Annotated in this window: 22 protein-coding genes and 1 riboswitch; of the genes, 13 read left to right on the top strand and 9 right to left on the bottom strand. The window is 29.9% G+C overall.

The features are described 5' to 3' along the window. Positions 1-42: 42 nt before the first annotated feature. Entirely contained in the window at positions 43-447 is a 405-nt protein-coding gene (locus ACIJYG_RS05925; protein ID WP_435096247.1) for a DUF2721 domain-containing protein, read from the top strand. Here the strand turns inward: ACIJYG_RS05925 and ACIJYG_RS05920 are convergent. The 4 genes from ACIJYG_RS05920 to ACIJYG_RS05905 are packed head-to-tail and all read right to left on the bottom strand — an operon-like array spanning position 440 to position 2,872. Then, the gene (locus tag ACIJYG_RS05920; RefSeq protein ID WP_435096244.1) at positions 440-1,414 is read right to left on the bottom strand and encodes a quinone oxidoreductase family protein; all 975 of its coding nucleotides are present in this window, start codon (positions 1,412-1,414) and stop codon (positions 440-442) included. The two genes, ACIJYG_RS05925 and ACIJYG_RS05920, sit on opposite strands and share 8 nt — an antisense overlap. Positions 1,415-1,417: 3 nt before the next feature. After that, positions 1,418-2,254: a pirin family protein gene (locus ACIJYG_RS05915; protein WP_435096241.1), complete on the bottom strand. Its 837-nt coding sequence runs from the start codon at positions 2,252-2,254 to the stop codon at positions 1,418-1,420. Beyond that, the gene (locus ACIJYG_RS05910) at positions 2,255-2,632 is read right to left on the bottom strand and encodes a DoxX family protein (RefSeq protein WP_435096238.1); all 378 of its coding nucleotides are present in this window, start codon (positions 2,630-2,632) and stop codon (positions 2,255-2,257) included. A 3-nt stretch (positions 2,633-2,635) separates the two neighbouring features. Then, entirely contained in the window at positions 2,636-2,872 is a 237-nt protein-coding gene (locus ACIJYG_RS05905) for a CDGSH iron-sulfur domain-containing protein (RefSeq protein ID WP_435096235.1), read from the bottom strand. A 128-nt stretch (positions 2,873-3,000) separates the two neighbouring features. Between ACIJYG_RS05905 and ACIJYG_RS05900 the strand changes: the two genes are divergently transcribed. Both ACIJYG_RS05900 and ACIJYG_RS05895 read left to right on the top strand, forming a co-directional pair. Next, positions 3,001-3,360 carry a winged helix-turn-helix transcriptional regulator gene (locus tag ACIJYG_RS05900; protein ID WP_435096232.1) on the top strand — a complete coding sequence of 120 codons (360 nt, stop codon included), beginning with the start codon at positions 3,001-3,003 and terminating at the stop codon, positions 3,358-3,360. Between the two features lie 146 nt (positions 3,361-3,506). Beyond that, positions 3,507-3,572: riboswitch (SAM riboswitch) on the top strand. Between the two features lie 131 nt (positions 3,573-3,703). Then, positions 3,704-4,765, top strand: a complete 1,062-nt coding sequence (locus ACIJYG_RS05895; RefSeq protein WP_435096229.1) for a homocysteine S-methyltransferase family protein — start codon at positions 3,704-3,706, stop codon at positions 4,763-4,765. 2 nt (positions 4,766-4,767) lie between these two features. Here the strand turns inward: ACIJYG_RS05895 and ACIJYG_RS05890 are convergent, their stop codons facing one another. Continuing rightward, positions 4,768-5,439, bottom strand: a complete 672-nt coding sequence (locus ACIJYG_RS05890; RefSeq protein WP_435096226.1) for a haloacid dehalogenase type II — start codon at positions 5,437-5,439, stop codon at positions 4,768-4,770. A 16-nt stretch (positions 5,440-5,455) separates the two neighbouring features. On the opposite strand from ACIJYG_RS05890, the gene ACIJYG_RS05885 reads away from it, so the two are divergent. Genes ACIJYG_RS05885 through ACIJYG_RS05840 form a run of 10 tightly spaced genes read left to right on the top strand, consistent with a single transcriptional unit; the run spans position 5,456 to position 13,581 of the window. Beyond that, positions 5,456-6,157, top strand: coding sequence for an RsmE family RNA methyltransferase (locus ACIJYG_RS05885; RefSeq protein WP_435096223.1), 702 nt, complete (start codon positions 5,456-5,458; stop codon positions 6,155-6,157). A gap of 60 nt (positions 6,158-6,217) precedes the next feature. Then, positions 6,218-7,033 (top strand): cytochrome c oxidase subunit II, encoded by an 816-nt coding sequence (coxB, locus tag ACIJYG_RS05880; RefSeq protein ID WP_435096220.1) that lies wholly within the window; start codon positions 6,218-6,220, stop codon positions 7,031-7,033. Between the two features lies 1 nt (position 7,034). Further along, positions 7,035-8,669 carry a cytochrome c oxidase subunit I gene (gene ctaD, locus ACIJYG_RS05875; protein WP_435096217.1) on the top strand — a complete coding sequence of 545 codons (1,635 nt, stop codon included), beginning with the start codon at positions 7,035-7,037 and terminating at the stop codon, positions 8,667-8,669. 31 nt (positions 8,670-8,700) lie between these two features. Beyond that, positions 8,701-9,612: a heme o synthase gene (gene cyoE, locus ACIJYG_RS05870; RefSeq protein WP_435096214.1), complete on the top strand. Its 912-nt coding sequence runs from the start codon at positions 8,701-8,703 to the stop codon at positions 9,610-9,612. Then, the gene (locus ACIJYG_RS05865; RefSeq protein ID WP_435096211.1) at positions 9,609-9,734 is read left to right on the top strand and encodes a serine protease; all 126 of its coding nucleotides are present in this window, start codon (positions 9,609-9,611) and stop codon (positions 9,732-9,734) included. The genes cyoE and ACIJYG_RS05865 overlap by 4 nt, the downstream gene beginning before the upstream one ends. Beyond that, the gene (locus tag ACIJYG_RS05860; protein ID WP_435089271.1) at positions 9,734-10,264 is read left to right on the top strand and encodes a cytochrome c oxidase assembly protein; all 531 of its coding nucleotides are present in this window, start codon (positions 9,734-9,736) and stop codon (positions 10,262-10,264) included. The genes ACIJYG_RS05865 and ACIJYG_RS05860 overlap by 1 nt, the downstream gene beginning before the upstream one ends. A gap of 8 nt (positions 10,265-10,272) precedes the next feature. Then, a complete protein-coding gene (locus ACIJYG_RS05855; RefSeq protein ID WP_435087985.1) occupies positions 10,273-11,061 on the top strand; it encodes a cytochrome c oxidase subunit 3 in 789 nt (262 codons plus the stop codon). A 10-nt stretch (positions 11,062-11,071) separates the two neighbouring features. Beyond that, positions 11,072-11,725: an SURF1 family protein gene (locus tag ACIJYG_RS05850; RefSeq protein WP_435096208.1), complete on the top strand. Its 654-nt coding sequence runs from the start codon at positions 11,072-11,074 to the stop codon at positions 11,723-11,725. Then, a complete protein-coding gene (gene thrC, locus ACIJYG_RS05845) occupies positions 11,726-13,096 on the top strand; it encodes a threonine synthase (protein ID WP_435096205.1) in 1,371 nt (456 codons plus the stop codon). Then, a complete protein-coding gene (locus ACIJYG_RS05840; protein WP_435096202.1) occupies positions 13,096-13,581 on the top strand; it encodes a peroxiredoxin in 486 nt (161 codons plus the stop codon). Before thrC ends, ACIJYG_RS05840 begins: the two co-directional genes overlap by 1 nt. Here ACIJYG_RS05840 and rnhA read toward each other — a convergent pair. From rnhA to ACIJYG_RS05820, 4 genes are read right to left on the bottom strand one after another with little or no spacing between them, the layout of a single operon-like run. Continuing rightward, the gene (rnhA, locus tag ACIJYG_RS05835) at positions 13,573-13,998 is read right to left on the bottom strand and encodes a ribonuclease HI (protein ID WP_435096199.1); all 426 of its coding nucleotides are present in this window, start codon (positions 13,996-13,998) and stop codon (positions 13,573-13,575) included. The two genes, ACIJYG_RS05840 and rnhA, sit on opposite strands and share 9 nt — an antisense overlap. Continuing rightward, positions 13,998-14,963 carry a homoserine kinase gene (locus ACIJYG_RS05830; protein WP_435096196.1) on the bottom strand — a complete coding sequence of 322 codons (966 nt, stop codon included), beginning with the start codon at positions 14,961-14,963 and terminating at the stop codon, positions 13,998-14,000. Before ACIJYG_RS05830 ends, rnhA begins: the two co-directional genes overlap by 1 nt. Further along, positions 14,964-15,908, bottom strand: a complete 945-nt coding sequence (gene ispH, locus ACIJYG_RS05825) for a 4-hydroxy-3-methylbut-2-enyl diphosphate reductase (RefSeq protein WP_435096193.1) — start codon at positions 15,906-15,908, stop codon at positions 14,964-14,966. Continuing rightward, positions 15,898-16,833, bottom strand: a complete 936-nt coding sequence (locus ACIJYG_RS05820) for a Brp/Blh family beta-carotene 15,15'-dioxygenase (RefSeq protein WP_435096190.1) — start codon at positions 16,831-16,833, stop codon at positions 15,898-15,900. Before ACIJYG_RS05820 ends, ispH begins: the two co-directional genes overlap by 11 nt.

The following is a 16,833-nucleotide window of genomic DNA, read 5'->3' as shown; positions in this document are numbered from 1 at the left end:
TTGTAAATAACAAAGGCTAGTTTCATAATCAAATTGATTCGTATGAATATAGATTACACAGTTACAGCACTAATGTTTCCAGCTATTCCTTTGCTAATGAGCATCTATAGTAATAGATTTCATTCACTTAGTAAGCTTATTAGAGAACTTCATGATGAACACGTTTACGAAAACCATATTCCTCATGAGTGGAAAAAACAATTTATAAACCTAAGTGGAAGAATTACTCTTTTGAGATGGACTATTATGTTTGCTGCTTTTGGATTTTTGTTCAATATGATGACTGTACTAGGCCTTTATTTAAATGAAATATTTATTGCAAGATTAATTTTTGGCTCATGTTGTTTATCCATGATCATTTCAATTCTTTTCTTTATTAGAGAAATTCATATCTCAACTAATGCACTTAAGCTGCATATGGCGGATATGGATGTGGATGTTAATTAGGAATAATTACTGCAGGACCCAAAATTTTTCTTCCCTCTAAATCCTGGTGAGCTCGAACTGCTTCATTTAATTTATATTTTTTAAATATTTTTATTTTTACTTTCCCAGAACTAATTTTTTCAAACATTACTTTTGATGCTTCATCTAGCTCTTCTTTAGTAGATAGGTATTGCTGCATAGCAGGTCTTACAAGATATAAACCTTTTGGCTGAAGCATTTTAGGAACGTTTATATCTGATAATGGTCCTGATGCATTTCCAAATGAAACCATCATTCCTCTTATTGCCAAACATTCAATGGATCCATCTAAAGTGTCTTTACCCACACCATCATAAACAACTGGAACTCCTTTACCATCAGTAATCTCTAAAACTTTTTTAGCAAAATTCTCTTTATTGTAATTGATTACATGATCGTAACCATTTTCTTTTGCTATATTTATTTTTTCATCTGAACCAACAGTGCCTATAACTGTGCAGCCTAAACTCTTAGCCCACTGACCAAATATTTGACCAACTCCTCCTGCTGCTGCATGATAAAGAATTGTTTGTCCTGAATTTACGGGAAATGTTTTATGCAATAAATAAAATGTAGTTAAACCTTTTGTCATCAAAGTTGCTGCAAGCTCAAGATCAATACCCTCTGGTACTTTTACAAGATTTTTTGTTGGATAATTTCTGTGTGTTGAATAAGATCCTAATGGAATACCAGCGTAAGAAACTTTATCACCAATTTTATAATCTTTTACATTGTCTCCAACTTCAGTAATAACACCTGCACCCTCCAAACCCAAACCGCTTGGCATTTTTAAAGGATATAAACCTGATCTGTGGTAAGTATCTATATAATTAAGACCAATAGCTTTTTGTTCTATTGTTACCTGGTCAGTGCCTGGCTTATCTAGAGTAATATCTTTAAGCTCTAAAACTTCAGGCCCACCATTTTTTTTAATTTCTACAGCTTTCATAATTTATTTTACAAATGTATCATTATGATAATCTTGTACTGCTTGCAAGATTTCAGCTTTAGTATTCATTACAAAGGGTCCGCCTCTTGCAATTTCTTCGTTAATTGGTTTGCCTGAAATCACTAAGAACTTAGCATCTGATTTAGCCTTCATAATTAAATCCTCACCTCTAGTTAATAGTATTAAGGTACTATCTTTAACATTGTCATGTTTATTTTTACCAATTTCAATTTCACCATTAATTAAATAAATAAAAGTATTATGAGTAGATGGTAATTTAAAATTAAATTCTTTATTTTTATTCAACTCAACATCAAAATAAACTGGCTCAACGTTATGACCTTTAATAGGGCCTTCAGCAGTTTCAAATTTACCAGCTATGACTTTAACTTGTTTATCTCCATCTTTATGAACGCTCATTTTATCTGCATCAATATAAATATATTCAGGCTTACTCATCTTCAATTTAGCAGGCATATTTACCCATAATTGAAAACCATGAAGTTTACCTTCTTTCATTGTGGGCATTTCAGAATGAATTATTCCACTTCCTGTCTTCATCCACTGAACATCTCCTGCTGTCATTCTACCTTCGCCACCAGTGCTATCTTTGTGTTCAAAATCTCCAGCTAACATGTAAGTAACTGTTTCAATTCCTCTGTGAGGATGGGGTGGAAAACCTGCAATATAATCTTCACTATTTTCTGATCCAAATTCATCTAACATTAAAAATGGATCAAAGTAATTTGGCTCAACACCAATACTTCTTTTTAATTTTACCCCAGCACCATCTGATGCTGGAATAGGGTCTATAATTTTACTTACTTCTATATTTGACATTTAATTTCCAAACTTTTTATCAATACTAAAATCTTTAGCTCCATTAACAACAAGAAATAAAAATCCTCCAGCAAGACCAATATTTTTCATAAATGAAATAAAGTGCATTTGATCACTTAAATCACTATGAAAAATAATCGCAGTAGCTATACAAAATACACTCAGCAAAGCTGCTGAAATTTTAACTTTATATCCTGCTATTATTAGTATTGAAGCACTGATTTCTAATATGATTGCTGGGATTAAAAAAATACCAGGCATGCCTAAGGACTCCATCCAACCAACAGTTCCTTCATAGTTTCCAATTTTATTTATTCCACTTAATAAAAAAATAAGTGAAATAAAAAACCTTGCTACTAAATCTAATATATTTGTCATGATTTATTTATTGTGTGAACCATCACAGAATGGTGCATTGTTAGTTTGTTTACATGCACAGAAAAACATTTTTTTTGTTTCTTTTGCCTTGTATGCCAATGGAGTAAACTCACTTCCTTTATGTGATCCATCACAAAATGGTTGCTTTTTTGATTGTCCACATGAACACCAATAATAAGATTTATCTTTTTCAACTTCCACTGCAATTGGTCCATTGCCAGCACTCTGTCCTTTAGTCATATTTACCCTTTCGATTAGTTTGGAACATAACTAATGATTTGTTACAAATTATGCAAGTACGCAAAACAATCATACTAGTATTTAAAAACATACCTTGATAATTAAAATAAAATAGTTATTTAAGTGCCATGAAAGAATTAATTAATTGCCCAGCTGAAAGAGCTATATATTTTCTTGGTGGTAAGTGGAAAATAAGAATTCTATTTACACTGTTTCACAATAAGACAGTAAGATTTAATGAGTTAAAAAAAGTATTAAAAACTATCACTCAACAAATGTTATCTAAGCAACTTAAAGAGTTGGAAACTGATGGCATTGTTAATAGAAAAGTTCATCAAGTAGTACCTCCAAAAGTTGAATATTCACTTACAGAATTTGGCTTATCAGTAATTCCTATTTTGAAATCTTTTTCTGATTGGAATAAAAGAAATACTAGAACTATCTCATTAAAACTTAATAAAAACTTTGAAGAAAACAGAATAAGATAAAGCTTATTCTTTTGACAACATTGTTTATTTGTGATTGTATTGATTAGCGCTGATTTAAGTTAAATTGCAGAGCGCTTTAAAAATCCTGCTAAAGCGACACTTCAACCACCGCTTTAGCCGGTGGTTTTTTTTTGAAATTTTCTCAAATTAAAACCGGGTATTTGAACCGTATTGTGCACCCAGCATTTTGCTAAAGCACTAAAAAGGAGAGAAGAGCTAATTTTTACCCTCTTTGGTTAATTAGTTTCTTTTCTCCAAATTAATGGAGGGAAGAGCTATTTCAAAATAAATTGATTTGATTTGTATCAAAGTTTTAGCCTCTTAACTCTGTATTGGAGAAAAAATGAAAACAAATATACTAAAAGAAAGATTAGATAAAGGACCTGTGATTTGTGCTGAAGGTTTTTTATTTGAAATAGAGAAACGTGGATATATGGCATCTGGAGAATTTGTGCCAATGGTATCTTTAGATCATCCAGAAGTACTTGAAAATTTGCATAGAGAATTTCAACATGCAGGATCTGATATTGTTGAAGCCTTTACTTACAATGGACATAGAGAAAAGATGCGAGTTATAGGTAAAGAAGAATTACTTGAACCGCTAAATCGTTCTGCTTTAAAAATTGCAAAAAAGGTTGCTTTGGATACACCTAAAGGATCTCAGCCAAATTTAATGGCTGGAAATATTTCTAACTCAAATATTTGGAAGGAAGATGATAAGCAAGCCCAAAAAGTAGTTGAAGGCATGTTTTCTGAAATGATTGGTTGGGCAGTTGATGAAGGTGCGGACATGTTAATTGGTGAAACTTTTTATTATGCTGAAGAAGCTTTTAAAGCTCTTGAGGTAATGAAAAAAGCCAATCTACCAACTGTGCTAACAATTTCTCCAATGGGTGAAAACAAAATGAGAGATGGAAAGTCTGTAGTTGATACATGTAAAGAGCTGGAACAAAAAGGCGCTGATGTTGTGGGCTTAAATTGTTTTAGAGGACCAGCAACAATGTTGCCATTCTTAAAGGAGATTAGAAAAGCAGTCAAATGTCATGTAGGTGCTTTACCAATTCCATATAGAACCAATGAAAAATTTCCAACTTTTTTTAATTTGCCTGACAGAGCCGATTGTGGCTGTCCTTCTCCACATGGAAGAACATTTCCAACAGCTTTAGATCCACATTTTTGTAATAGATATGAAATAGGTCAATTTGCAAAAGAGGCAAATGATTTAGGAATAAATTATCTCGGTGTTTGCTGTGGAGCTAATTCAATGCTGATTAGGGAAGTTGCAGAGTCAGTTGGATTAACTGTTCCAGCAAGTAAATATAGAGAAAAAATGGAAAATCATTTTATGTATGGAAAAAATAAAAGAATTCCAAAACATATGACTGATTATGGAGATAAGGCTTAATTTTAATTAGATTTTATATTGGGTAATAGATCTTTTAAGTTTTTGATCTCTAACTCTGGTTGGTAGTCAAGTTTATCAAAAATATTATTATTTCTGTTTACCCAAATAGAATTATAACCATAATTTCCTCCACCTGATACATCCCAAGTGTTTGCACTCAAAAAAGCAACTTCATTTTTTTTAATTTGATATTTGTTAATTGGCATATCGTAAACTTTTGTGTCTGGTTTATAAATCCCTACTTCTTCGATTGAAAAAATATCATCAAAAATATTTTCTAAATTATTACTTTTAACTAATTGATTGAGAAGGGTGGGTGTGCCGTTTGAGAGAATAGCTAGTTTATATTTTTTTTCTTTAAGTGATTTTAAAACTTCTGTAACTTCAGAAAATAGTGAAAGGATTTTATAAAGATCTAACAACTCATTTCTCATCGAGAGGTCAATTTTATAAGCTTGCATTGACTTATCCAAACTATCCTCAGTCACTTGCCAAAAATCTTTATGTCTTTTCATCAAACTTCTAAGCCAAGTATATTCTAGTTGAGTTGTTCTCCAATAATTTGCAAAACCTTCCCACTTATTACCAATTTTTTCTTTACATTTTTCTGCTGCTGAATTGACATCAAATAATGTGCCGTATGCATCAAAAATTATTGCTTTAATATTTTTCATAATTAAACTTATCTTAATGAGTAATATTAGATTATTTTATAGTGAAAGTTTATCACTTAATTTAACAGCTACACTTGATAAATCACAATCTCATTATGTGAGTAAAGTAATGAGAGTTAAAGAAAACGAAGTTTTTTCTTTATTTAATAGTAGTGGAGAGTGGGAAGCAAAAATTTTAAGTATTTCAAAAAGTATTGTTGAATTTAGTATTACCAATCAATTGAGACAAAAAGAAAACCCCAAAGAATTATGGCTTGCTTTTTCACCCATTAAATCAAACTATTTTAATTTTATGATACAAAAAGCTACAGAGTTAGGTGTTACAAAGTTTTTACCCATAATATTTGATCGAACTATTGTTCGTAAGATCAATAAAGAGAGAGTTGAAAAAGTCATTATTGAAGCAACTGAACAATCTAATCGGATTAACGTTCCTTTAATCGAAGACCCTCAATCTTTGGAGTCTTTTTTGAAAAATAAAAACATGGATTTAATATTTACAGATTTAAACTCAAAAAATAATAAAATTGATACAGATCAAATAACGTCTAAGCCAACTTGTGTAATAATTGGACCAGAGGGAGACTTTTCTGAATTGGAACGAGAACAGATTCTTAAATTTGAATGTGTTCAGCCAATTAAAATCAATGAAAACATACTGAGATCAGAAACAGCTGTAATTTCAGCTATATCGATCATAAATTACGCAATAAATTGATATTTTGTCGCGAAAAGTAAAGTGTAATTTTACAAAAGACGAACTATATAGTGTCTACAAATGAAAAAATTTTTATACATATTTCTAGCTATTTTTTATTCATCAAACGCGTTTGCTAATCAACCAAAAGATTGGCAACTAGGTTTTCAAAACGCTGCATCCCAGTCAATGAGGGAGATAGTTAATTTTCATGATAATTTGTTACTACCTATTATAATTGCAATCAGTGTCTTTGTATTATTTTTGATGATTTACGTGTCTATTAGATTTAGAGCTTCAAGAAATCCAAATCCATCAAAGACAACACATAATGTTGCAATCGAAGTGTTGTGGACTTTAATTCCATGCTTAATTCTAATTGTTATAGCAGTACCATCCTTCAAAATTTTATACAAACAAGATACTATTCCAAAAGCAGATGTTACGGTTAAGGCTATAGGTTACCAGTGGTATTGGGGTTATGAGTATCCAGATGAAAATATTATTTTTGACTCATATATGATTGAGACAAAAGACTTAAAAGAAAATCAACCAAGACTTCTGTCAGTAGATCATGAAGTTGTTGTTCCAGTTAATAAAGTAGTTAAGGTTTTAATTACAGCAAATGATGTTTTACATGCTTGGGCATTACCATCATTTGGTGTTAAGAGAGATGCAGTTCCAGGAAGAATTAATGAAACATGGTTTAAAGCTGAAAAAGTTGGAACTTACTACGGACAATGTTCTGAGCTTTGTGGAATTAAACATGCGTTTATGCCAATTACTGTAAGAGTTGTGTCAGAGGCAGATTATGCTGAATGGCTAACAGGTGCAAAAATTAAATTTGCAAAAGAACCGTTATTAGAAAACGAAAATATAAAACTAGCGAGTAACTAATATGTATACACAAACAGCATCACACGACGATCATCACACACCAACTGGTTGGAAGCGTTGGGCTTATTCAACTAATCATAAAGACATTGGAACAATGTACTTGATATTTGCAATTGTTGCAGGTGTTATAGGTACAGCTTTTTCAGTTTTGATGAGAATGGAATTGATGCATCCTGGTGATGGGGTTTTAGGTGGAAATTATCATCTATATAATGTTTTAGTTACAGGTCATGGATTGATCATGATTTTTTTTATGGTGATGCCTGCAATGATAGGTGGATTTGGTAACTGGTTTGTTCCAATAATGATCGGTGCACCTGATATGGCCTTTCCAAGAATGAACAATATTTCATTTTGGTTATTACCAACTTCATTTATTTTATTAATACTTTCAATTTTTATGGATGGCCCTCCAGGTCAAACAGGAGTTGGTGGGGGTTGGACTATATATCCACCTTTATCATCTAAAGCTGGGCAACCAGGACCTGCAATGGACTTTGCTATTTTAAGTTTACACTTGGCTGGAGCATCTTCAATTTTAGGCGCAGTAAACTTTATTACTACAATTTTAAATATGAGAACACCAGGCATGACGCTTCACAAAATGCCTTTATTTGCTTGGTCTATTTTAGTTACAGCGTTCTTACTATTATTGTCATTACCAGTTTTAGCTGGTGCAATTACAATGCTTTTAACGGATAGAAATTTTGGTACTGCCTTTTTTGATGCGCAAACAGGAGGGGATCCAGTTTTATTCCAACATTTATTTTGGTTCTTTGGTCACCCCGAAGTTTATATTTTGATTTTACCAGGCTTTGGAATGATTAGTCATATTGTTTCTACATTTTCAAAAAAACCTGTCTTTGGCTACTTAGGAATGGCTTATGCAATGGTTGCAATTGGAATTGTAGGTTTTGTAGTTTGGGCTCACCACATGTACACAGTTGGTTTAAGTACAGACACTAAAGCTTATTTCTTGGCAGCTACTATGATCATTGCTGTTCCAACGGGTATCAAAATATTTTCTTGGATAGCTACAATGTGGGGAGGATCTATTTCATTTAAAACTCCAATGGTTTGGGCTTTAGGATTTATATTTTTATTTACTGTTGGTGGTGTAACAGGTGTTGTTCTTGCGAATGCAGGTGTTGATACCGCAATGCATGACACTTACTATGTTGTTGCACATTTCCATTATGTATTATCTTTAGGAGCAGTATTTGCGATCTTTGCAGGTTTTTATTATTGGTTTGGAAAAATGTCTGGATACGAATATTCAGAATTTTTAGGACAATTGCATTTCTGGCTTACTTTTATAGGAGTTAATTTAGTGTTCTTTCCACAACACTTCTTAGGTTTGGCTGGTATGCCAAGAAGATATGCTGATTATCCAGATGCATTTGCTGGATGGAACTATGTTTCATCTATTGGATCTTACATATCAGTAATAGGTTTGTTAGTATTTTTTGTAAATTTAATTTATTCATTTTCAAAGAAAAAAGCTGCAGCCCAAAATCCTTATGGAGAGGGTGCTACGACTTTAGAGTGGACAGTACCATCACCACCTAATTTTCACACTTTTGATGAATTACCAAAGTTTGAAGATGAAGAAAGTCTTGAAAAATCTAGCAGTTAAAAAATAATTTAGATTTTTCACACTAAAAAAAATGATCAAGTCTAAATTAAAAAATAGAAACTTAAGTCAAGAAGACGTTTTTAATTTTTCAGAACTCTTTAAGCTAATGAAGCCAAGAGTCATGTCGTTAGTAATCTTTACATGTGCTGTTGGTTTGTTAATGGCACCAAACATTATTCCAACCAAAGATGCAATTATTGGAATCATTTTAGTATCTGTTGGTGCTGGAGCAGCTGGAGCATTGAACATGTGGTATGAGTCTGATCTTGATGCATTAATGTCAAGAACCTGTCTTAGACCAATACCAACTGGAAAAGTTAATAAAAACCAAGCTTTAGTTTTTGGTATTGCTCTTTCAGTGTTTTCAGTAATTGCTCTTGATTTTTTTGCTAACAGAATATCAGCTAGTTTATTATTATTTACTATCTTGTTTTATGTGTTGGTTTACACAATCTGGTTAAAAAGAAAAACTCCACAGAACATAGTTATTGGAGGGGCTGCAGGAGCTTTGCCACCAGTTATTGGCTGGACCATTGCTACGAATACTCTTTCATTAGAACCTTTAACATTTTTTTTGATAATTTTCTTTTGGACACCATCTCATTTTTGGGCGTTAAGCCTCTATAAATCTGATGACTATAAAAAAGCAAAAATTCCAATGCTTCCATTAACAAATGGAATTGAAAGCACTAAATTAAATATTTTTATTTATTCTTTGATAATGGTGCCTGTAATTGTGATGCCTTATGCAATTGATTTTGTGGGATTAATTTTTTTAATTCCATCTTTAATTTTAACTTTTTACTATAATTTTTTATGTTTTGAACTATATAATTTTAAGAAAAATAAATTTAGTGCAAAAAAAGCAAAATCTATATTTGGATATTCTATTTTATATTTATTTTTGATTTTTGTTCTTTTTTTAATTGATAAAATTTTATGATAACACCAGATAAAAAAACTAAGAAAAAAAATATTTTAACTGCAGTAGTAATTCTGGCATTTATGGTTTTTCTTTTTGTGTTTACTTTATACAATGTAGGAGTTTTTGATAGACAGCTATGATGAGAAAAAAAACTTTAACTCCAGTTTTGCTTGGTGGAATTTTTTTCCTTATGCTTGGTCTTTCATTTGCAGCCGTACCTCTTTATGACATGTTCTGTCGAATAACTGGTTTTGGAGGGACAACTCAAGTATCTAAAGAAGCCCCAAATATAGTATTAGACAAAGTTGTCAGTGTTAGGTTTGACACCAATGTAAACAATCTTACTTGGGATTTTAAAGCTAAATCAAATGTTATTGATGTTAAAGTAGGCGAAGTAAACAGAATAGAGTTTGAAGTTGAAAACTATGGTAATGAAACAACTTATGGAGTGGCAAGCTTTAATGTTTCGCCGTCAAGTTTTGGAAAATATTACAGTAAACTGGGTTGTTTTTGCTTTGAAAAACAAGAACTAAAAGCAGGAGAAAAAGCCACTTACGTAATGACTTTTTATTTAGACCCTGAGCTAGTTAATGACCCAACTACAAAAAATTTAGAGGATGTAACTATGTCGTACACTTTTTTCTCGACAGATTACTATAAACAATCATAATCACGAAAATGTCAGCTGAAAAAAAACATGATTATCATTTAGTAGACCCAAGTCCTTGGCCTATCTACGTATCATTTTCTTGCTTGGTATTAGCAATTGGAACAATTTATTACATGCATAATGATGTTTCATGGGGAATGTACCTAGGTTTGGCTCTTGTGCTTTATGGTGCTTACATGTGGTTTAGAGATGTTGTGATAGAGGCAGAACATCAAGGACATCACACTCCTGTTGTTCAAATTCACCATAGATATGGAATGACATTGTTCATAGCATCAGAGGTTATGTTTTTTGTTGCCTGGTTTTGGGCATATTTTGATATCAGTTTATTTCCAAATGAGTTTGTTGGGAATGTTTGGCCACCAAAGGATATAGAAACTTTTGATCCATGGGATATTCCCTTAATTAATACACTTATCTTACTACTATCAGGAACGACAGTTACTTGGTCTCATCACGCATTATTGGAAGATGATAGAAAAAGCTTTATTCAAGGTCTTACATTGACAGTCATTTTAGGTTTCTGTTTTACTTTACTTCAAGCATACGAATATCATCATGCTACCTTTGATTATTCAGGACATATTTATGGAGCAGTCTTCTATATGGCAACAGGTTTTCATGGTTTTCATGTTGTAATAGGTACAATATTTTTAGCAGTATGTTTGTGGAGAGGTAAACTTGGACACTTTAATAAAGATCATCATTTTGGATTTGAGGCAGCAGCTTGGTATTGGCACTTTGTTGATGTTGTTTGGTTATTTTTATTTGCAGCTATATATATTTGGGGAAGTTAATATTTAGTCCTTGAAGAATAAGTTATTATTTTCAGTATTTGTTTATTTTATAATCCTGGTTCTTTTGTCACTAGGGTCATGGCAGCTATATAGATTAACTTGGAAATTAGATTTAATAAAACAAATTGAAGGCTCATTAAAAAATAAACCAGTTAAACTATCAAGTAGTGAAAAAAAAAATTATTTAAGGATAAAAACATCTGGGAATATCAATTTTGAAAAACAAATTTATTTATATAATTTAAATGAAAGTGGTAAACCTGGGTTTGAAGTAATTAATCCTATTTTAATTGATAATGAAAATTACTTAATTAATAGAGGCTGGATACCTTTTGATAAAAAAGAAAAACCTGAGATTAATTTAATCAATCAAAACAACATTAATGGAACATTAAAGAACCAAATTAAAGCAAATTTTTTTAAACCTAAAAATGATATTGGAAAAAATTATTGGTTCACATTAGATAGAGATGATATTTTTAAATATACAGGTAAAAAATTTTCAAAATATATTATCTATTTAAATGGTGACTATCAGCTACCGAAACCGAAAGTGATTACAGCTAATATTTCGAACAATCATAAAAAGTATGCGATTACCTGGTTTTCAATGGCGATTTCAATTCTTTTAATATATCTATATTTTAGAAAAAAAAATTATTAGATGGAATATATAAGCACAAGAAACAGTAAAAAAGTCTTTGAATTCAGGGATGTTTTTGTAAAAGGGCTTGCTGATGATGGGGGTTTATTTGTACCTAGATCTCTCCATAAAGTTGATGTTAATGAACTTAAAAACCTTGAGTACAATGATTTAGCAAAGAAACTTATTTATCCATTTATTGGAAGTTTTATGACTGAAAATGATTTGGGTAAAATTGTAGATCAATCTTATTCAGTTTTTAGAAAAAAAAATGTTGTTAATCTTGTAAAAGTTGGAGATCGATCTGTTCTTGAATTATTTCATGGTCCTACATTAGCCTTTAAAGATATTGCAATGCAACTTTTAGGTAATTTCTATGAATACTATTTAAATAATCAAAATGAGAAACTTAATATTGTTGTGGCAACCTCAGGAGATACAGGGGCTGCAGCTATAGATGCCATTAAAGGCAAAAAAAACGTGAATATTTTTGTACTTCACCCACATAATAAAGTGTCACCCGTTCAAAGAAAATTGATGACTACAGGAAAAGATAAAAATGTTTTCAACATCGCCATCAAAGGGAATTTTGATGACTGTCAAAATTTAGTTAAAACAATGTTCGCTGATAAAAATTTTTCAAGTGATATTAAAATGTCAGGTGTAAATTCAATTAACTGGGCACGTATAATAGCTCAAAGTGTATACTACTTTTATAGTTATTTTTTAATTGAAGATAACAAACAACCAATAAATTTTTCAGTTCCAACAGGAAATTTTGGTGATGTTTATGCTGGATATCTTGCTAAAAAAATGGGACTTCCAATCAATAAATTGATAGTAGCAACTAATCAAAATGACATTTTACACAGAGCTATTTCAAAAGGTAGTTATGAAGTGGAAAATGTTTCTGAAACACTATCTCCTAGTATGGATATACAAGTTGCAAGTAATTTTGAGAGATTGCTCTACGATTTAAATGATTGTGATGACTCACAAACAATAGACGTTATGAAAAATATTAGAGAAAAAGGAAAATATACAATTGATCAAAATAAATTAGATAAAATTGATATTAACTTTTTATCTTCACGAATGAGTGAGGAAGAAGTTCTAAAAACCATTGAAGAAGTTTATGAAAAATACAATATTGTATTAGATCCACATACTGCAATAGGCTACGGTGCTTTTGATAAAATAAACTTAAATGGAAATAATATAGTTTTAGCAACAGCGCATCCCAGTAAATTTCCAGATGCAATTAAAAAAGCTATAAATTTAAAAGCAGAGCTTCCTAAAGAATTAATGTTTGTTTTGGATGAAAAAGAAAATTATGATATTATTGAAAATAACGTTGAATATGTAAAACAACACATAAAAGAGAGAATTTAATGAATATAAAAGAAAATGATCAAGTTCCAAATTCTGAAATTTTTATTATGGAGAATGGAAATCCTGTTAAGAAAAATACACAAGAATTTTTAAAAGATAAAAAAGTGGTTATTTTTGGTCTACCAGGTGCTTACACTTCAGTATGCTCGGCAAAACATTTGCCAGGTTACGTTAAGATGTTTGAGAAATATAAAAAAAAAGGAATTGACCATATAATTTGTATTTCAGTTAATGACCCATTTGTAATGAATGCATGGGGTAAAGAGCACAGTGTTGGCGATAAAATCTTAATGATTGGTGATCCTTTTTTGAATTTTACCAAAGCAATTGGAGCAGATGTTGATAAAAGTGCAAGAGGGCTAGGTATTAGATCTAATAGGTACACGATGCTAGTAGACAATTTAAAGGTAGTTAAATTAAAGGAAGAAGATGATGCTGGTTCTTGCGAAGTCTCTGCTGCTGAAAATTTTATTCAACTAGTCTAAATTTGCAGCTTTTTTGGCTAATAGGTCAACCTCTTCATTCATGGTATTTCCAGCATGAGCTTTAACCCAGTTCCATTTAACATTTAAAGATTTATTTAAATTAAATAATTCGACCCACAAATCTTTATTTTTTACATCCTCTTTTCTAGATGTTTGCCAATTATTAATTATCCATTTATTAATCCATTGAGTTATCCCAAGCTTTACATACTGAGAGTCTGTATAAATAGAGATTTGTGACTCAGAATTCATTTCTTTTAATGCATTAATAGGAGCTAATAATTCCATTCTGTTATTTGTTGTTTTTTTTTCATTACCACTAATTTTTTTAATTTTACCATCTTCAATTATGATTGCAGCCCATCCACCATCTCCAGGATTTGTTAAGCAAGAACCGTCTGTATAGATTTCAATCATTAAATTAAATAATCTTTGTATGAATTTAAATTGTTATGTGTAATAAGTTTTTGATAATATTCGTTAGGATCTTTAATTTTTATCAATGCTGTTTTAGGAGTATTAGAATAGTCAAATAGCCGGGTTAAAAGATATCTAATTGCAGCACCTCTACATAATATGTTTAATGATTTTTTTTCTTTATATGAAATTTTTTTCACACTCTCATAACCTTTTATTAATTCACTAATTTTTTGTTTATTTAACTTAAATTTTGAATTTTTTTGATCGAAGCATAAAGCGTTGATACAAATAGCAATTTCATACATAAAAATATCATTTGCAGCAAAATAGAAGTCAATTACTCCAGACAATTTATCTTTTTTAAAAAAAATATTATCTATAAACAAATCTCCATGTATTATTCCTTTAGGAAGTCCCAAAGGCCAATTTTTTTTAATGTCATTCAAATTATTTGTTAAAAATTTTTCTAAGTTAGAAAATTTCTTTGATTTGAATTTTATACTTTTTAATAATGGTCCCAATTCTTTAATACCCATAGAATTTTTTCTAGATATTTTAATGTTTTTAGTAGCTTGATGAATTTTTGCTATCATTTTGCCTACTGCAAAGCAATTTTTTGAATTAAGTTTAATTTTGTCTTTACCATTTAAAAAAGAAACAACGCATGCAGTTTTATTTCTCAATTTAATCAAATATGAACCATTTTTGTTTTTAAGGGGTTTTGGACAGTTAATATTCGAACTATGCAAAATTTCCATTAATCTCATAAAGAATGGTATTTCTTTATTTGAAACTCTTTTTTCAAAAATTGTTAAAATAAATTTATTTTTTTTAGTTTTTAATAAGTAATTTGTATTTTCAATTCCTTTTGTAATTCCATTGAAATCGATAATTTTTCCTATTTCAAACAGATTATTTATTGAAGAAATATCTCTTTTATCAATCTTTGTATAAACAGCCATTTAATTTAATTTTTTTGGGATTTTAAATACTACGTTTTCTTTAATTATTTCTATTTCATTTATTTTAATAGTAAATCTATTTCTTAAATCATCGATAAAGTTATTTACCAATATTTCAGGTGCAGAAGCACCAGATGAAATACCTATTGTATTTGAATTTTGTATTTCATTATAGGGTATTTTACTTTCTGAATGAATTAACCTTGAATTTTCACAACCAGATTTTTTAGCAACCTCCACAAGTCTTACAGAATTTGAAGAATTTCTACTGCCTATTATAAAAAACATATCACATTGTTTTGCAATATTTTTAACAGCCATTTGCCTATTGGTTGTGGCATAACAAATATCTTCCTTTTTAGGTTCGTGTATATCTTTAAATCTACTTTTTAAAATTTGAATTATATCTTTTGTATCATCTACAGATAAAGTGGTTTGAGTAACAAATGCTATCTTTTTATTACTTTTATTATTATAATTTTTTGCTTCTATTTCATTTTGTATAAGTTCGATTGAGCCACTAGGTAATTGACCCATTGTTCCTACGACTTCTGGATGGTTTTCATGACCAATTAAAATTATATGGTAACCATCTTTATTAAGATTTTCGGCCTCTCTATGAACTTTTGAAACTAAAGGACAAGTTGCATCTATATAAGTCATATTATAATTTTTAGCATCTACAGGTATTTTTTTTGGCACTCCATGGGCTGAAAAAATAACTGGCCTTGATTTATCTTGAATTTCTTCGAGTTCTTCAACAAATATAGCACCCATATTTTTTAAGTCATCAACAACAAATTTATTATGAACTATTTCATGACGCACATAAACAGGTGCTCCATATTTTTGAATTGATTTTTCAACAATTTCAATAGCTCTTTCAACTCCCGCACAAAATCCTCGAGGTGCTGACAGTAATATTTTGATTTCTTTATTTTTCATTTTTTTCTAATAAATATTCAAGCAATATATGAGGAAAGGTTAAGGACGCCAAACCTATAAATATTACTTTATAAATTGAACTATTTAAACTGTGACTATTGTTTAAAAAAAATACACTTATTAAGCACAGAATAGCTGTCAAAATTGTTAGTGGAAGAGCCTTTTTTAAAAAAATCTTTAGGCCATTATTAAAGTTAAAATTATCTATTTCATGAATTAAAGAAATACTATGCCTGATTGAGTGCAAAAAACAAAAATAAATTGTAAATGCTATTAATGGTGAAAAATAATAATTTATTATTATGATTGAAAAGAAATCTAAAAAAATAGCAAATTTTTTTATTTCAAATTTTTTAATAAATAAAATAACACTTGATAAAGTACTTAATATAATTCCAATCAATAAAATATTATTACTTTCTATGTAATCCAATGTTAAATAAAATGACTCATTTTCAACAAATAAAAATTTATATATTGCAACTGTTTCGTCAAAATGAAAAAACATTGGAGCTAAAATGACCAATGATCCTTTAAGAAAATAAAAAAATTGATTTTTTATAGAATTTTTTTCCATTAGAAATTGAGTATCTTCTTTACCAAAATGATAAGAAGCAAAGATTAAGAAAACTAATAAAGAAATAGTTGGCGCTAATACCCATGCAACAATTATAAAAATAACAAATAGAATGTATGCTAGATAAAAAAATGACATTTTGTTGATATCTAAAATTTTTAAGAGCTTTCTTCCTTTAATGTGATCAAGTGATCCATGAGAAACACCAATAATTAAGATAAGTATTAGGCATGCTATAGGTGAGATAGAAAAATTATTAGTTTTAAAAACTATTATTGAAATAATGTTACAAAATAAAAAAAAAATAAAAGAATGATTTAAATTTATTTTTTTTATTTCATTAATCAT

It is taken from the genome of Candidatus Pelagibacter bacterium nBUS_27 (assembly GCF_051200985.1).
In the GTDB taxonomy this organism is placed as follows: Bacteria; Pseudomonadota; Alphaproteobacteria; order Pelagibacterales; family Pelagibacteraceae; genus Pelagibacter.
This window is presented reverse-complemented; position numbering and strand designations above follow the sequence as displayed.

Coding starts and splice junctions, on each gene's coding strand:
- ACIJYG_RS05925 (WP_435096247.1), top strand. CDS start 43: ATGAATATAGATTACACAGTTACAGCACTAATGTTTCCAGCTATTCCT.
- ACIJYG_RS05920 (WP_435096244.1), bottom strand. CDS start 1,414: ATGAAAGCTGTAGAAATTAAAAAAAATGGTGGGCCTGAAGTTTTAGAG.
- ACIJYG_RS05915 (WP_435096241.1), bottom strand. CDS start 2,254: ATGTCAAATATAGAAGTAAGTAAAATTATAGACCCTATTCCAGCATCA.
- ACIJYG_RS05910 (WP_435096238.1), bottom strand. CDS start 2,632: ATGACAAATATATTAGATTTAGTAGCAAGGTTTTTTATTTCACTTATT.
- ACIJYG_RS05905 (WP_435096235.1), bottom strand. CDS start 2,872: ATGACTAAAGGACAGAGTGCTGGCAATGGACCAATTGCAGTGGAAGTT.
- ACIJYG_RS05900 (WP_435096232.1), top strand. CDS start 3,001: ATGAAAGAATTAATTAATTGCCCAGCTGAAAGAGCTATATATTTTCTT.
- ACIJYG_RS05895 (WP_435096229.1), top strand. CDS start 3,704: ATGAAAACAAATATACTAAAAGAAAGATTAGATAAAGGACCTGTGATT.
- ACIJYG_RS05890 (WP_435096226.1), bottom strand. CDS start 5,439: ATGAAAAATATTAAAGCAATAATTTTTGATGCATACGGCACATTATTT.
- ACIJYG_RS05885 (WP_435096223.1), top strand. CDS start 5,456: ATGAGTAATATTAGATTATTTTATAGTGAAAGTTTATCACTTAATTTA.
- coxB (WP_435096220.1), top strand. CDS start 6,218: ATGAAAAAATTTTTATACATATTTCTAGCTATTTTTTATTCATCAAAC.
- ctaD (WP_435096217.1), top strand. CDS start 7,035: ATGTATACACAAACAGCATCACACGACGATCATCACACACCAACTGGT.
- cyoE (WP_435096214.1), top strand. CDS start 8,701: ATGATCAAGTCTAAATTAAAAAATAGAAACTTAAGTCAAGAAGACGTT.
- ACIJYG_RS05865 (WP_435096211.1), top strand. CDS start 9,609: ATGATAACACCAGATAAAAAAACTAAGAAAAAAAATATTTTAACTGCA.
- ACIJYG_RS05860 (WP_435089271.1), top strand. CDS start 9,734: ATGAGAAAAAAAACTTTAACTCCAGTTTTGCTTGGTGGAATTTTTTTC.
- ACIJYG_RS05855 (WP_435087985.1), top strand. CDS start 10,273: ATGTCAGCTGAAAAAAAACATGATTATCATTTAGTAGACCCAAGTCCT.
- thrC (WP_435096205.1), top strand. CDS start 11,726: ATGGAATATATAAGCACAAGAAACAGTAAAAAAGTCTTTGAATTCAGG.
- ACIJYG_RS05840 (WP_435096202.1), top strand. CDS start 13,096: ATGAATATAAAAGAAAATGATCAAGTTCCAAATTCTGAAATTTTTATT.
- rnhA (WP_435096199.1), bottom strand. CDS start 13,998: ATGATTGAAATCTATACAGACGGTTCTTGCTTAACAAATCCTGGAGAT.
- ACIJYG_RS05830 (WP_435096196.1), bottom strand. CDS start 14,963: ATGGCTGTTTATACAAAGATTGATAAAAGAGATATTTCTTCAATAAAT.
- ispH (WP_435096193.1), bottom strand. CDS start 15,908: ATGAAAAATAAAGAAATCAAAATATTACTGTCAGCACCTCGAGGATTT.
- ACIJYG_RS05820 (WP_435096190.1), bottom strand. CDS start 16,833: ATGATTAATGAAATAAAAAAAATAAATTTAAATCATTCTTTTATTTTT.